The following is a 13,978-nucleotide window of genomic DNA, read 5'->3' on the forward strand; positions in this document are numbered from 1 at the left end:
TCGAGTGAAAATAAGCGGACGAGGCTAAAACCTTCTTCCTGCAAGTGCAATCGGCTTTGTTTGCCCGCTGAAGTTAAAGCCACGTCATTGGTAACCAGCCCCCATCGAAGCTGTTTCAGTTCCGATGAAAAACGGCCTGCCTGATCTATTCCTGGTTCTACCATTTGTTTTTACCTCTATCCGAATATAATCGATTCTGAAAAATAAATTTTGCGTAGTCAAATAGCTACATATATATTTGTAGTCAAATAACTACATAATGAATCTCAGGAGGGATGTATTCCAGGCAATTGCGGACCCAACGAGGAGGGCCATCCTCTTACTGATTGCCACCCAATCAATGACTGCGGGTGCCATTGCAGCGAATTTCGACACAGCACGCCCTACTATTTCCAGGCACCTGCAAATCCTTACAGAATGTGAGTTAATAGAGCAGGAACCACAGGGCCGTGAAATCTACTATCATTTCAACCCGGGAAAAATGAAAGAAGTGGCCGATTTCCTGGAACCTTTCCGTGTATTATGGGAAGCGCGTTTTAATAAACTTGAGTCGATTATGAAAAAATACAGGACCCCTAAATAAACCAGCATGGACTACAAAACAAAGATTCAGGCAGCACCCGGCAAACAGGAACTGTTTATAATAAGGGAGTTTGATTTGCCGGTTGATTTAGTATTTAAAGCCTACCAGGAGCCGGAACTGCTGGAACAATGGATGAACACCCGGGTAATTAAACTGGAGAACCGTACACATGGATCTTACCAGTTTGAAACAACCGACCCCACAGGTAAGGTTCATATTTTCAGTGGCACCATTCATGAATTTGAACCCGGTAAAAAGATTACCCGTACGTTTAAAATGGAAAATACGTCCTTTGATGTGCAACTGGAATTTTTGGAATTTGAAGCATTATCTGCTGAACGCTCCAAATTAATCATGCAGGTAGTATACAGATCGGTGGCCATGAGAGATCAACTGCTAGAAATGCCATTTGAATGGGGAATTAACCGGGCACATGATCAGTTAGAAGCAATTTTTGCCCCCTAGGCTTTATCAAAACTCAACCAGCAACCATATAAACAATATAACCCATGAGCAAGTCTGCCAACGTTAAAAAGAAACTATCCGCAGAAGAGCAAAAAAAACTGCTTGCTGTGCTAAAAAACAGGTTTGAGAAAAACATGGTGCGCCATGAGGGATTGGAATGGACAAAGATCCAGGCCAAGCTGGAAGCGCAACCGGCTAAACTTTGGTCCTTGCAACAAATGGAAGCATCCGGGGGCGAACCAGATGTGGTTTCAATGAATCAAACAACGGGAGAATACCTGTTCTTTGATTGCTCACCAGAATCGCCCGCGGGCAGAAGGAGCTTCTGTTATGATGAAGAGGCCCTGGAAGCAAGAAAAGCCAATAAACCAGCCGACAGTGCCCTAAACAATGCTGCCGAAATGGGCATAGACTTACTAACCGAAGAGGAATATCAACTACTTCAGCAAGTAGGACGTTTTGACCTGAAGACATCAAGCTGGTTAAAAACCCCTCCAGCCCTTCGAAAGCTGGGAGGCGCTATTTTTGGCGACCGGCGTTTTGACAGGGTCTTCATCTACCATAACGGTGCCGAATCCTATTATGCAGCCCGTGGATTCCGGGGTTCACTAAGGGTCTGAATTATTTCAGGAGTTTTTGGAGCATCCAATCACTAAACTGATCTCTTTCCTCGGGGAAAGTCCAGTGACCACTTTCCAGGAAGAGTTCCAATTCTTTTGGCGCAGTGATCACGTTGTAAGCAGCATACATGGAAGTGGGCGGACAAACCTCATCATTGAATCCCCAGGCATAATACCCCGGAACTTTGAGGTTGCGCGCAAAGTTCACCACATCGTAATAAGCGATGGTTTGAAGCTTTTCGCGGGTATTGTTGTAACTCGTATTGTTTACATCAAAATAATGTGGCCACCCTCCTGCCCTGCCTTTCAGATAACCAGTAACATCGCTCAGTGCAGGATACAAAGCTGCCAGGTATTTTACGCGGTTATCCAGTGCGGCGGTAACAATAGAAAGAGCACCTCCCTGGCTGCCTCCGTTTACACCCAGGTTTTGCCCATCGTATTCAGGCAGAGAGCAGAGCAGGTCATTGGCCCTTACACAACCCAGGTAAACGCGTTTATAATAAAACCTGTTTTTATCATCCATCCCAATAGCCGGATACCCGTTTAAAGCACCTGCAGCCAGGTTATAATAGGCTTCTTCATCCAGGTTTACCGGTATACCATGAATACCAATTTCCAAGGTAATAATTCCTTTTTCAGCGGTAGCAATATCTCCCCGGTAAGAACGGATGCCTGCACCCGGCACCCGCAATAAGGCAGGGTATTTACCCGGCGCTTTCGGCACACATAATATTCCATACAGTTTAGAATTATTGATATTGCGCACACTTACATGGTACACACTTACTTTTTCTGTGCTTCGTTCCGGTAAAAGCACCAGTTTAGGCTCCATCGGAATTTTTGCCAACTCTTCTTTTGCCGCGGTCCAAAATCCGGAAAAATCAGCCGGCAGGTCTACCGTTGGTTGAATAGCGGCCGTTGCAAACCCGGCCGTTGCAAGTCCCCGATAAGTTCTTCCACCCCGCTTTACCAGTACCACACAACGCATAAAACCAGGTGTTTTTAGGGTACCTGCCTCAATTACGAACTGGCCATTTTTCAGCAGGGCCGAATCCACTAATACGGGGGCTATTTTTTCAGGTCCGACTTCATAATAAATACGGGCATCCTTCACCAGGTTACCAGCTTCTACTACTGTAACAGTAAATTTCACTTTTTCGCCTAAACGATATTCCCAATTCGTATGATCCGGTGCAACAAGTACAGTAACCAGTTGCTGCGCAGGTTGGGCAACTACGCTTGAACGAACGGTAAGAAATAAAAGACAATACAGGACACTATAAAATCTGGTCATATTGAAGGATGATTAATCTTCCTCAATATAATTCAGTTTTTTGAGTTGACACCGAAAAGCAGTCGGGTAAAAGCAAACCGCCTGATTAGGTATTCATAACAGCCAAGACTAAACGAAGCGGTCAGCACTACCACCAGCAAATACTGTAGCCAGGAAGCCAGGGGTAGCGACAATACCAGTATAGAGGCTAAAAATTGCATAAACAGATGTATTATATATACCGGTAAGGCGGCTTTCCCCAGGTAAGCGAGGTGCTTACCCGGCCTGTTAAGGTACCGATAACCCACACCCAATAAGGCAAGTATCCAACTGAAGGATTCCAGTGCCCAAAACAGCGGCCCGATTTTCCCCGGAAAATGCTGCACCCGGTTACTATATAAACAGAACGCCAGTAGTAAAATAAGCCACCAGGCTTTACTCAAATCCTGCCAAAGTGGAATTCCGATAAGCCCCATTATGTAGCCGAAAACAAATGCCAGAAACCCCAGGAAAAATCCGTGCATGGTGAAGGCGTACAGTTCAAAAATCGGGGGATTGATCCATTCTATTTCAATCCAAACTACTATCAGCATGGCCAAAATAAATAGCCACCTGTTAAATCGGGTGTTGAGCGCCTGAATACGGTCAGCAATAGCCTTTTTTTTAATCCCGTAAAATATTGGCAACAGCAGCAACATATACACCAATAGATTTCCCAGAAACCAACAATGTGCAGGCTGTGCCTGGTATTCTAATGCGATCCCATAATACCGCTGCACCAGGAAACACTGTAGCGGAACAACCAGAAAAATACCCGTGCAGTAAGGCAGTACTATGCGTCGGCAACGTTCTGCCAGAAATGCCTTCCAGCTTCGCCGGCAGATGGCATAATACACTGCCATCCCGGCAACAAAAAACAGCAAGGGAATTCGCCAAATATTGAGCATTGTCATGGGTACCCAAACTGCTTCCCAGCTTTGATTACTGGTAATAAAGCCCAGGAAACGGCCCCATGGCTGAAAAGCAATGGCAGCATGATAAACCAATAACAACCCGATGGAGCAGACCCGTAACCAATCCAGGTCATACCGGCGTTCTACAACCAACTGTTTAGCCATATTTCAGGTATTAGCGGAGTAATTGTACAATAACAGGGCGGGTATTTTTAAGCAGTTGCAAATCCACCTGAAGCCCAAGAGGAGCAAGCATTTTACCCAGGCTTTCGTAAATTGGCTGTACCGATTCAAAGGAACCGGTTACCGTATCAATAGGTCGCTGACCATAGTTATTTTTTATTGTCTTATCCGCCTTTTTTTTCAGCAACAGGGCAACAATTTCCTTCCTGCACAAAAATGCTGCTGTGTGTAAGGCCGTGGAACCATCGTTGTTCTGCTGATCAATGGCCGCCCCGGCTTCTAACAGCATAGCGGCAATTTCAGTTCTTCCGAAAAGAGCGGCTACTATCAGCGGACTGGATCCGCCTACCGGGTCTTTTTCATTCAACGCAGCACCAGCTTTTATATGCTGCTGTACCGATTTTTTATCGCCCTGTAGAACGGCTGTATGCAAATCTTTCCCGGCCGCATTTTTGGGAGACTGGGCATTACAACCAGCCATCAGTAAAAAAGAAACCAGTACAGGCAGGGCAATAAAAATCCCCTGCAAAGTTTTACTTCGCTTTTTCATTTATCTGTTATTAAATGGTGAAAAAAAGAGTTCCTGCAGCACCTTACCCCCCCTGTATTCCACTGTATCCACAAGCGGGTATTCCGGTACCTTACAACTAGTAACCAGGTTATTAAAAATGTATAATTTTTACACTCGCAGCCTTATTACACAGTTAACTCGCTATCTGTCTGTAGCTCTATTCCTCTTTTAAAAATCAGTGCTATTACAAATAATACAACCCCCATAAACAACCAAACATCCGCACCCGCCAGTCGCAGGTGATGCAATTCCGGCATTTGTATGCCCCTGCCGATCAGCCAGGTGGTATACCGTTCACCCCAATGGGCAAATAGGCCAATGCCCAGGGCCAGGTAGGACATACCAAAGATCAGCTTTCCGATTTTCGGGGTAAAAGGTTGCTGCAGATCCAGCTTCTGCTCGTGTAACATTTTAAGGATAGTATAAAATAGGGTTGCTTTGAGAACCGCTACAATGCTCATTAAACCGGTTATTACCAAGAAATACCCCCGATCAAACCGAAATAAAGCCGATAAGTCAATATGGCTCCAGTAAAAGCGGGCCTCCATTTCAGGTATAAAGAAGGTATAAATGGTATTGAACAGAAAGCCGCCGGCTTCAATACTTACTCCAATAAAAATGATCCAGGACAGCACCTGCAGTACCAGTAATAAATGCTTGGTGGTTATTGTCATGACAAATTGTTTTAAAGTATCTAACGCTCACAAAAATAGGAATATTTATTGTTTTTCAATAAATATTTAGCACTATTTACTAATTTTTATTTGCTTATCGGCTTGCACAGCTATTCTACCTTATCCAGGCTAAACAATTGAGAAAGCTGCCGCATCATTATAAAGGAAGGGGTCAGGTATTTAAAGACCGCATTCCGGATACCGATCGCAACGGGGTTGGTGAGGTGGGCAGCTTTGCCCAATGTCCAGGACCTCCGCACAATGGTATGCGCTTTTGCACGCCGGATCTGCGGGTACAAATGAAAAACCTCTTCGAGTGGATATTTTTTTGCCAGCTCACCCAAAACATAAGCATCTTCGATTGCCTGGCAGGCACCCTGTCCCAGGTTGGGGGTAGTTGCATGTGCCGCATCTCCCAAAAGACATATTCGCTCTTTATTCCATTCCTGTACGGGCAATAAATCGGTCAGCAGGCTTTTGAATATTTTTTCTTTCGGGCTCGCCTCTATTATAGAACTGGCCAGGGGGTGAAAATCTTTTACAAAATCTGTCAATGGAATTCCTGGTTGATCCAGGGCTGCATCCACTACCAGGTACCAGTAGACGATCCCTTTTCCAATGGCCGCCATACCAAACCGGATACCCTTGCCCCAAGCCTCCAATGCATCCTGCCGATAGTGTTCCGGCAGACTAAATGCTACCAAACCACGCCAGCAAACCTGCTCAGCCGACCGGATCCTATTTTCTGCAAAGAGTTGTTGCCGGATAGTAGAATGAATACCATCTGCAGCAATTACAAAAGGGGCTTCTACCAAACTATCATCTTCAAATTGCAAGGCATACCCATGGCCAGACCTTCCGATTGCTTTGAGTCGTTTATTCAAACAGATATGCTCATACCCGATTGCGCCAGCCAGGAGGGCGTGTAAATCAGCGCGATGAATGGCATAATTCTGTAATCCAAACTGCTTGGAGAACCTGGTTAAGGGAACAATGGTCAGAGGAGAAAAATCAGCTTTTGCAATGGTCATGGTATCCATCCTGTTTCCCTGCTGCGCTATCTGTTCATATAAACCCAACTGGCGCATTACCTGCAATGCATTAATTGCGAGTATAATACCGGCGCCTACCGATTTAATAGCAGGGGCAGCTTCGTAAACGATTACCTCAATTCCGGCTTTTTGCAGCGCCAGTGCCGTTGTAAGGCCGCCAATCCCGGCCCCAATTATAGCTACCTGCATGGTAAAGTTTTGAGCATAAAGCTACACCACTCAGTTGATTGTATAGGTGCCCACCTGCTCCCCGTCGTCACGCAGCATCTGCAGGTTTAGTGCCTCTTCGGTAGCCCTTACTTTTATCAGCGTCCGCTTTCCTTCTTTGGGCCCTCCGCCAATAACGATCGGGTAATTGTGCTGGCCTTTTACAGGAGGATGTATGCCATATTTATGCGTATGGCCGGCTATTACGAGGTCTACTTTATACTTATCAAACAAGGGAGAAAATAGTTCCCTGCAATGCAGGGTGCCGTGCCAGTCGCCGGAATAAAAAGTGGGAATATGCATCATTACAACCCTGAACCGGGCTTTTCGGGCGGCCCGGCTTTGCAATTGTTTTTCGAGCCATATTGCCTGCCTGCGCCGGTACTGGTCAAAATCAACAATTCCTGCATAAACCTCTTCCTTATCTGGTTTATCCTCTCCGGTATCTAATGCAAGAACAAATACAGGTCCGCAGTTTATGCTGAAAAACTGTCCACCCGGATTGGTAAAATAATCCTTTAACTGCCTGGCGTATTTTCCTCTTGTTTCATGATTACCCCGTACAAATAGAAAAGGTTTTTGAGTAGCAAAGCTGCTGGAGCAGGGAATCAGCAAATGCTCCATGATCTGTTTTTCATCGGTCTGGTAATCGAACATATCTCCATTAAGAAATACAAAGTCATAGGGATCTTTTCCGTTTAGGCGAATCAGGTCGCCAAAGGATTTGGGCTGATCATGAATATCGTTTAAAACAAGCCAATTAAGCTCCCGGCTATGTGTTGGCAGGGTTGAAAGCGTATATACGTCACTGTTGAGCTGTTCTCCATACACCAGTTTATAGGGCTGAAAATCAAGGATAGCTTTGGATACGATCCGGTACCAATAGGTTTTGCCCGGCTCCAGGTCTTCTAGAATAATTTCATGTACGCGGTTATAGGCATCGACCAAACCATCGGTAACCGCATGCGCCTTTTTTCCCAGCTCTGCCGTTTCACCGTATTCTACCCAGCTGTAAGAGGGAACTTCTGTGATCCATCGAATACTCATGCTGGTGGAACTTACCACCTGCAGGTAGGGACCTGCGGCAAAACTGTTCCCCTGATTTCTTAATGGGGCAGCCTTACTGTCAAAAGGAGAAAAACCGATAGCTCCCAATGCGGTTAAACGGGTAAGGGTACCTATAAATTTCCGGCGATCACCAGCAGGCAGAGACGATGTTGACATGAATACTTTACACTTGTTTCACTAAATATAAGCTTGTATCGTTATTTTACAAGATTCCCGTACATTTCAAACTAGATGTCATTGAAACCGATATTAATTTATATACTAAGCCTGTTTAGTTTATGGGCCTGTAAAGGAAGTAGAAGCGCTGAATTGCCAGCCAGGGAAGAAAAAAAAATGCGGATCCTTGGTTATTACCACAGTTCCGCAAACTGGCTGATCAGGGATATTTCGGACCAGTTACCCTTGCTAACGGATTTGAACCTGGCTTTTGTAAACCCCGACCAGGATGGTAAACGTTTACATGATTATTCCCGGTCTTTCTGATTTCGTGAACGAAGTCCAGCAAAAAAAGGTCCGTATATTTTTCTCCATAGGCGGTGGCAGCGCGCCGGCACAACTGGCTACCCTAATTCAACCGGCTAACCGAGCGGCGTTTATTCGAAACATTTGTTCTTTTTTGGTAAAATACAATTTTGATGGCGTGGACATTGACCTTGAAAATGAGCTAATCAATGCCGACTATGGGCCTTTTGTAAAAGAGCTGGCTGCCGCCGTAAAAGAATCAAAAAAATTAATATCAGCAGCAGTAGCCCGGTGGAATGCCGATCAGATCAGTAATGAAACCCTCGCCCTTTATGATTTCCTGAATATTATGTCCTATGACAAAACAGGGCCCTGGCGACCCGATAAGCCGGGTCAGCATGCACCGTTTGAGATGGCAGCAACAGATTTTCTTTATTTCCACAAAAACCGTGGTATTCCATCCCATAAACTGTTTATAGGACTACCTTTTTACGGCTATGGATTTGGTACAAATGCGCCGGAAAGTATGACCTACAGGGCTATTGTAAGCGCTTATCCGGGCGCTGAATCCACCGACGAATTAAAACTGGAAGACGGCGGCACCTTATTTTACAATGGCATTGCTACGATCAGGCAGAAAACGGCTTTTGCGGTTGAACAAAAAGCAGGTGGACTGATGATCTGGCAAATCCGCGGAGATGCCCTGGATAACCGCTCCTTATTAAAAGCCATTCACGCAGAACTGAACAAATAGCTACTGAACACATGAAGATTACTTATATCACTACCTACGATGCAAATGAACTTTCCAACTGGTCTGGATTGGGTTACTATATTGCCCAATCATTGCTAAAACAGGAAAATGAGCTGGAATTTTTAGGCAAACTGGAACGTAAAATAAGTCCTGCATTGTTTCTAAAAGCTATTTATTATAGAAAAATAGTACAACAGGGATTCCCCCTGGATAGATCGCCCCATGTGATAAAAGCTTACGCCAGGCAGATCGCTCGTCGATTAAATTACCATACCGACCTGTTGTTTTCACCAGGGTCAATCCCGATTGCCTTATTGGAAACTAAAAAACCAAAAGTTTTTTATACAGATGCCACCTTTGCAGGTATGCTGGGCTTTTATGCCGCCTATTCCAATTTATCGAAAGAAGCTGCAGCATTGCTGAATTTGCAGACTATTTCAATCGCTTCGCCGAGAAAAAAAGAATCCCCAAAATAGCCGTTACTGATTTTAAAAATTTAGGGGGCAATTTTACACTCTCTAAAATACGTATAGGCGCTACTGTAGTAGCCATGCACTTTTATCTGGTAGACCCGGAATCAGGGCAGGTGCAACTTTTTCGATCGGCTTCGGGAAGATATTTCCTGCAATACCCCGATAAGAATGAAATCGGTAAAGCCAACAAATACATGCACTATTCTATGATACGGCATTTTAAAAACAAGGGGTTTCAGGTGTATGATTTCGGAGGCTATTCATTACCCCTTGATGCTGATTTCAGGAAATTCTCCGGGGTAAATCAGTTCAAGAAAAATTTTGGTGGAGAGGAAGTGGTATACAGAAATTTTGCCAGCCCGGCTTATTACCTATTGAAAAAAATTTCCGACGCAATAGCCTCTTTGGGTTAACTAATTTTCCTGTTATGGTTAAATATACTGCAGCATTTGTTCGCCGGGTTAATACCCTGTTGCTACGATGGAGAGGGGTGCGGATTGGAAAAGGTGCGCTGGTAGGCAAACTGGTCAATATTCCAAGAAATGCCGGCAGCATCAGTATAGGTGCCGGCACATATATAGATGATTACGGCGCCCTGCTTTCCTATACGGCCAACGGCCATAGCGGCAGGATATCACTTGGCAACCAGATTTATGGAAACAGGTATTTAATCATTGACTGTATTGAATCGGTAAGCATTGGCGATGGCACCAAAATAGGCCCATTTGTTTTTATTACAGACCATAATTACAACACGGCTATTCCAGGAAAACTCGATGAAAACGACCTGGTTTCTTCCCCTGTTACAATTGGTAAAAATGTTTGGATCGGAGCCCACGCCGTTATCATGAAAGGTGCAACTATTGGAGACAGTGCCATTATAGCTGCAGGTGCCGTGGTAACAGGTGCTATACCAGCCGGCAGCAAGGCGAAAGGAATCCCCGCCAGGTATTAATAGAAATCCCACCTTCTTTCTTCCTTTAGAAAATCTTACTTATATTCAAGGTAAAACCAGCCTGTTTTAACAGGTTCTATACCTATTATATGTATACCTGGATCGGAACCACCATTGCCTTATTGCTATTATTTCTATTGCTTCTGGTTATGAGCATATACCAGAAGAAAAAATCGCTTGCTCTGATTTCGCTTATTCCACTGGTAATTTCCCTGATAACCGGTAGCATTTCTTTGTATTTCATTTTTAAAGCCACTTATACGAAGGTTTCAGGAAGGGTTGAAAAAGCACTGGAACCAAGAACCGGTGTGCAAATCTATACCAGCCTGTTTGGTAACAGCGTAGATGCCTGTAGCAAAATTATAAATACAAAAGATGCAGTGGTACCCGTTATTGATTGCTGTATATGGCTGGAGTTTAGCACCTGTCCGGGAGAAGCAGCACGCATTATTGCCCAGAACAACTACCAGTCGGCCCTGCTGGCTAAAAAAGAAATTCAGTTTGCGGAACCAGGAATAGCAGAAAAACCGAACTGGTTTGCACCTGCATCACTGGGTGATTCCGCACTCGTGTTCAAAAGCATTCGTACACAGGAAAAACGGGAAACCCTTTTATTTCTGTCCACCGACAGCAGCCGGGCTTTTTATTGCGATCTGAATTTTTAGCCCCCGGTTCTGCAATTGGTCAAATAAATACGACCATTGGTCAAGGTATTTTCGTGGAAAAACGACACACCGCTAAGTTTGGCCAAAATTGTACAAATGCAGCTTCCCAAGAACCGACTTGCTTATATCGACTGGCTTCGCGCCCTTGCCATCCTGGGCGTACTTCTCTACCACAGTGCCCGCCCATTTATACCGGAGGACCCCTGGCATATCAATAACGCCGCAAAAAGCAACCTGCTGGATGAGTTTAATTTTTTCCTAAGCCGGTTTAGGATGCCACTCCTATTTTTTATTTCCGGTTCAGTTACCTGGCTGATGATGAAAAACCGCACTACAGGTGCTTTTGTGCTGCTTCGGCTAAAAAGGCTTTTCCTTCCGCTTATAGCAGGCATGTTATTCATTATTCCGCCCCAGGTATATTTTGAAAGACTGCACCAGGGTTACACAGGAAGCTTCCTGGAATTTTATAGTACCCTTTTTCAAAGCGGCTCCTACCCGCAGGGTAACATGAGCTGGCACCACCTGTGGTTTATTGCCTACCTGTTTTTGTACGACCTGTTACTGGCGCCATTTTTTGCCTGGTGCAAAACCGAAAAGGCCAGCGGCTTCAAAAAACGCCTGGGTCAACTGGCACAGGGCCGCGCTATCTACTGGCTGATGCTTCCCTCCGTTTGTATTTATTCGGCCTTTGTATTGCAATACCCCGCTACCAATGCCTTAATTGATGACCCGGTTTATTTTATCTATTGGTTATTGTTTTTATTAGCCGGCTATTTTTGTTTACTTGAACCGGCCTTAATGGAAAGCCTGGAAAGAAACCGGCGGTTCTCGCTTACACTGGCATTTTTACTGCTATTATTCATCAATGCCTTGCGCTGGAATGGCTTTGATTGGTTTGAGGACAAACATCGGGCAGAAAGCTGGACTACCTATCTCTATCTAGCCCGTCAGCCTATTCATACCTGGCTTTGGGTCTTTGCGCTGGTAGGCTATGGCAGGAAATACCTGAATAAACCCTTGCCCGCTCTTTCCTACGTTAACCAATTTATTTACCCGTTTTACATTCTTCACCAAACGATCCTGGTAATCCTGGCCTATTATGTGGTCCAAACCCCCGATACCATTTTCCTGAAATGGGTTTTCCTGGCCTTATCCACGTTTTTTATCTGCCTGCTGCTATTTCATTTATTCATCCGCCCTTTTTACCTTACCCGCATGCTGTTTGGCATGAAAACATCTAAACAGTAGTACCTTACCAATAAGATGGGAATGATTCAGATTCAACCAACTTCTTTTAGAAAAGCCAGCAGACTACCCTGGACAGGCAGGCGTATCCTGTTTATTTTATCGTATGGCCTGCTGACCTATACCATTGTACGCCTGCTCAACGATGTAATCTCCGATACCCGTTTCTGGAAAAGACCCCTTTCTACCAACCTCATCGAAATAACCGGATGCCTGCTCATCAGTTTTATTTTTGAGTGGCTGGTAACGGGATTTAGTATACAGGTAGAAGAGGAAAACAAAGAGATGCAAAATCCGGGCAGTTCATTGAAGCAATTTTTATCACTTGCCGTATACCTGGAAATAATAGTGATTTGCTTCATTTTTCCACTCGCCGCATTTACAGATGACGGGCTTCAAGCCTATGATGTGGTAATCCTTGGTTTTGCACCGGTAAGTATGTGGTTGTTTTATTACAGTGTGAGGCAGGGCCAGTCATTAATCCGCTATACGTACGAACAAAAACTAGCGCTGGAAAAAATAACGAAAGACAGATTGGAAAATGAACTTCAATACCTACGGGCACAGTTTCATCCTCATTTTTTATTCAATGCATTAAATACAATTTATTTCCAGGTAGAAGAGTCCAATACCGAGGCTCGTTACACCATTGAAAAGTTAGCAGAGTTACTCAGGTACCAGCTCTACGACCAGGATAATAAAGTAAAGCTGGACCAGGAACTACGGCATCTTTCTAATTTTATTGAATTGCAGAAACAACGCTCCAGTGAACGATTGAAGCTGGATCTGCATTTTCCCGATACAATAAATAATCAGTTCATTTATCCCTTACTACTACTTCCACTTGTAGAAAATGCGTTCAAATACGTGGGGGGCGATCCCTTTATTAAAATCGATATTAACCTTGTCCAGAACCAGCTCAATTGCCGGATCAGTAATGCTATACCACCTATTGCACACCAGCACAAGGCGGGTGGCATAGGGTTGGAAAACCTTCGAAAAAGGCTGGCACTGCTGTACCCGGGTAAACACCAGTTACTGATCGAAAAATCAATTCATATATTCACCGCAGATCTCCAGCTTATATTATGACAATAACCTGCCTTATAACGGATGATGAACCACTTGCCCGGAAGGGACTGCGCGGGTATATCGAAAAAATTGATTTCCTGCAACTGGCAGGAGAATGTGAAGATGCTGTAAGTCTGAATAATTTTTTAGCCACCAACCAGGTTGATCTGTTGTTTCTCGATATAGAAATGCCCTATATCAGCGGCATTGAATTTGTACAATCCATCAACCATCCTCCAAAAATTATTTTTACCACAGCCTATGAAAAATACGCCCTCAAAGGCTTTGACCTGGATGCACTGGACTATCTTATAAAACCAATTCCTTTTGAGCGCTTCCTGAAAGCCTGCAATAAAGCCCGCGATTTTTTTGAGCTGCAACAGAAAACACCTCTTACAAATGATTTTTTTATCAAAACGGAAGGCCGTTATCAAAAACTTGCCTGGAATGAGATACTTGTTATGGAAGCCCTGGAAAATTATATAGGAATTCATACTGAAACCGGGAAACACCTGGTACATATGACCATGAAGCAGGCCCTCGAAAAACTTCCGGCACAATTTATCCAGGTACATAAATCAAGTATTGTGAATATGGATAAAATTTCTGGAATTACCGGTAATAGCATTCAGTTGGGTAAATTGGAAGTAAGTATTTCAAGAGCCATGAAAGAACAGGTACTGCAGAAAATTTTACATAAC

At 44.2% G+C, this 13,978-nt stretch carries 18 protein-coding genes; 12 read left to right on the plus strand and 6 right to left on the minus strand.

From position 1 onward, the window contains the following. Positions 1–259: 259 nt before the first annotated feature. The 3 genes from A1D16_RS17020 to A1D16_RS17030 are packed head-to-tail and all read left to right on the plus strand — an operon-like array spanning position 260 to position 1,668. On the plus strand, positions 260–583 hold the full coding sequence (locus tag A1D16_RS17020) for a metalloregulator ArsR/SmtB family transcription factor (RefSeq protein WP_290711700.1): 324 nt from the start codon (positions 260–262) through the stop codon (positions 581–583). 6 nt (positions 584–589) lie between these two features. Further along, positions 590–1,048: an SRPBCC domain-containing protein gene (locus A1D16_RS17025; RefSeq protein ID WP_290711702.1), complete on the plus strand. Its 459-nt coding sequence runs from the start codon at positions 590–592 to the stop codon at positions 1,046–1,048. 44 nt (positions 1,049–1,092) lie between these two features. Then, on the plus strand, positions 1,093–1,668 hold the full coding sequence (locus tag A1D16_RS17030; protein WP_290711704.1) for a DUF4256 domain-containing protein: 576 nt from the start codon (positions 1,093–1,095) through the stop codon (positions 1,666–1,668). Position 1,669: 1 nt separating this feature from the next. Here the strand turns inward: A1D16_RS17030 and A1D16_RS17035 are convergent, their stop codons facing one another. The 6 genes from A1D16_RS17035 to A1D16_RS17060 form a co-directional block, all read right to left on the minus strand. Further along, positions 1,670–2,965, minus strand: a complete 1,296-nt coding sequence (locus tag A1D16_RS17035; protein WP_290711706.1) for an acetylxylan esterase — start codon at positions 2,963–2,965, stop codon at positions 1,670–1,672. Positions 2,966–2,997: 32 nt separating this feature from the next. Then, entirely contained in the window at positions 2,998–4,062 is a 1,065-nt protein-coding gene (locus tag A1D16_RS17040; RefSeq protein ID WP_290711708.1) for an acyltransferase family protein, read from the minus strand. 10 nt (positions 4,063–4,072) lie between these two features. Continuing rightward, complete coding sequence (locus tag A1D16_RS17045; protein WP_290711710.1) at positions 4,073–4,630, minus strand: ankyrin repeat domain-containing protein; 558 nt, start codon at positions 4,628–4,630, stop codon at positions 4,073–4,075. Between the two features lie 146 nt (positions 4,631–4,776). Then, complete coding sequence (locus A1D16_RS17050) at positions 4,777–5,325, minus strand: hypothetical protein (protein WP_290711712.1); 549 nt, start codon at positions 5,323–5,325, stop codon at positions 4,777–4,779. Between the two features lie 110 nt (positions 5,326–5,435). After that, positions 5,436–6,566: an FAD-dependent monooxygenase gene (locus tag A1D16_RS17055; protein ID WP_290711714.1), complete on the minus strand. Its 1,131-nt coding sequence runs from the start codon at positions 6,564–6,566 to the stop codon at positions 5,436–5,438. Between the two features lie 30 nt (positions 6,567–6,596). Further along, the gene (locus A1D16_RS17060) at positions 6,597–7,808 is read right to left on the minus strand and encodes an FN3 domain-containing metallophosphoesterase family protein (RefSeq protein ID WP_290711716.1); all 1,212 of its coding nucleotides are present in this window, start codon (positions 7,806–7,808) and stop codon (positions 6,597–6,599) included. Between the two features lie 81 nt (positions 7,809–7,889). Here A1D16_RS17060 and A1D16_RS17065 point away from each other — a divergent pair, with 81 nt between their 5' ends. The 9 genes from A1D16_RS17065 to A1D16_RS17105 all read left to right on the plus strand — a co-directional run. Then, positions 7,890–8,135: a hypothetical protein gene (locus A1D16_RS17065; protein WP_290711718.1), complete on the plus strand. Its 246-nt coding sequence runs from the start codon at positions 7,890–7,892 to the stop codon at positions 8,133–8,135. Continuing rightward, a complete protein-coding gene (locus A1D16_RS17070; RefSeq protein WP_290711721.1) occupies positions 8,113–8,868 on the plus strand; it encodes a glycosyl hydrolase family 18 protein in 756 nt (251 codons plus the stop codon). The genes A1D16_RS17065 and A1D16_RS17070 overlap by 23 nt, the downstream gene beginning before the upstream one ends. Positions 8,869–8,879: 11 nt before the next feature. Continuing rightward, positions 8,880–9,344 (plus strand): hypothetical protein, encoded by a 465-nt coding sequence (locus A1D16_RS17075; protein WP_290711723.1) that lies wholly within the window; start codon positions 8,880–8,882, stop codon positions 9,342–9,344. Positions 9,345–9,418: 74 nt separating this feature from the next. After that, positions 9,419–9,754, plus strand: coding sequence for a peptidoglycan bridge formation glycyltransferase FemA/FemB family protein (locus tag A1D16_RS17080; RefSeq protein WP_290711725.1), 336 nt, complete (start codon positions 9,419–9,421; stop codon positions 9,752–9,754). Positions 9,755–9,768: 14 nt separating this feature from the next. After that, positions 9,769–10,296, plus strand: a complete 528-nt coding sequence (locus A1D16_RS17085; RefSeq protein ID WP_290711727.1) for an acyltransferase — start codon at positions 9,769–9,771, stop codon at positions 10,294–10,296. An 89-nt stretch (positions 10,297–10,385) separates the two neighbouring features. Beyond that, positions 10,386–10,961, plus strand: coding sequence for a hypothetical protein (locus tag A1D16_RS17090; RefSeq protein WP_290711729.1), 576 nt, complete (start codon positions 10,386–10,388; stop codon positions 10,959–10,961). 96 nt (positions 10,962–11,057) lie between these two features. Then, positions 11,058–12,209, plus strand: a complete 1,152-nt coding sequence (locus A1D16_RS17095) for an acyltransferase family protein (RefSeq protein ID WP_290711731.1) — start codon at positions 11,058–11,060, stop codon at positions 12,207–12,209. Between the two features lie 21 nt (positions 12,210–12,230). Continuing rightward, positions 12,231–13,298: a sensor histidine kinase gene (locus A1D16_RS17100; RefSeq protein ID WP_290711733.1), complete on the plus strand. Its 1,068-nt coding sequence runs from the start codon at positions 12,231–12,233 to the stop codon at positions 13,296–13,298. Further along, positions 13,295–13,978, plus strand: a 684-nt coding sequence (locus A1D16_RS17105; RefSeq protein ID WP_290711735.1) for a response regulator transcription factor, incomplete at its 3' end; no start/stop codon positions are given. The genes A1D16_RS17100 and A1D16_RS17105, both read left to right, overlap by 4 nt.

Origin of the sequence: Flavihumibacter sp. CACIAM 22H1 (assembly GCF_001601815.1) — a bacterium.
Classification (GTDB): Bacteria; Bacteroidota; Bacteroidia; order Chitinophagales; family Chitinophagaceae; genus Flavihumibacter.

Excerpts from the sequence above, each read along its gene's own strand:
- A1D16_RS17060 (WP_290711716.1), bottom strand. The coding sequence starts at position 7,808 with ATGTCAACATCGTCTCTGCCTGCTGGTGATCGCCGGAAATTTATAGGT.
- A1D16_RS17055 (WP_290711714.1), bottom strand. The coding sequence starts at position 6,566 with ATGCAGGTAGCTATAATTGGGGCCGGGATTGGCGGCCTTACAACGGCA.
- A1D16_RS17100 (WP_290711733.1), top strand. The coding sequence starts at position 12,231 with ATGATTCAGATTCAACCAACTTCTTTTAGAAAAGCCAGCAGACTACCC.
- A1D16_RS17050 (WP_290711712.1), bottom strand. The coding sequence starts at position 5,325 with ATGACAATAACCACCAAGCATTTATTACTGGTACTGCAGGTGCTGTCC.
- A1D16_RS17020 (WP_290711700.1), top strand. The coding sequence starts at position 260 with ATGAATCTCAGGAGGGATGTATTCCAGGCAATTGCGGACCCAACGAGG.
- A1D16_RS17095 (WP_290711731.1), top strand. The coding sequence starts at position 11,058 with ATGCAGCTTCCCAAGAACCGACTTGCTTATATCGACTGGCTTCGCGCC.
- A1D16_RS17075 (WP_290711723.1), top strand. The coding sequence starts at position 8,880 with ATGAAGATTACTTATATCACTACCTACGATGCAAATGAACTTTCCAAC.
- A1D16_RS17085 (WP_290711727.1), top strand. The coding sequence starts at position 9,769 with ATGGTTAAATATACTGCAGCATTTGTTCGCCGGGTTAATACCCTGTTG.
- A1D16_RS17045 (WP_290711710.1), bottom strand. The coding sequence starts at position 4,630 with ATGAAAAAGCGAAGTAAAACTTTGCAGGGGATTTTTATTGCCCTGCCT.
- A1D16_RS17025 (WP_290711702.1), top strand. The coding sequence starts at position 590 with ATGGACTACAAAACAAAGATTCAGGCAGCACCCGGCAAACAGGAACTG.
- A1D16_RS17030 (WP_290711704.1), top strand. The coding sequence starts at position 1,093 with ATGAGCAAGTCTGCCAACGTTAAAAAGAAACTATCCGCAGAAGAGCAA.
- A1D16_RS17070 (WP_290711721.1), top strand. The coding sequence starts at position 8,113 with ATGATTATTCCCGGTCTTTCTGATTTCGTGAACGAAGTCCAGCAAAAA.
- A1D16_RS17035 (WP_290711706.1), bottom strand. The coding sequence starts at position 2,965 with ATGACCAGATTTTATAGTGTCCTGTATTGTCTTTTATTTCTTACCGTT.
- A1D16_RS17090 (WP_290711729.1), top strand. The coding sequence starts at position 10,386 with ATGTATACCTGGATCGGAACCACCATTGCCTTATTGCTATTATTTCTA.
- A1D16_RS17080 (WP_290711725.1), top strand. The coding sequence starts at position 9,419 with ATGCACTTTTATCTGGTAGACCCGGAATCAGGGCAGGTGCAACTTTTT.
- A1D16_RS17040 (WP_290711708.1), bottom strand. The coding sequence starts at position 4,062 with ATGGCTAAACAGTTGGTTGTAGAACGCCGGTATGACCTGGATTGGTTA.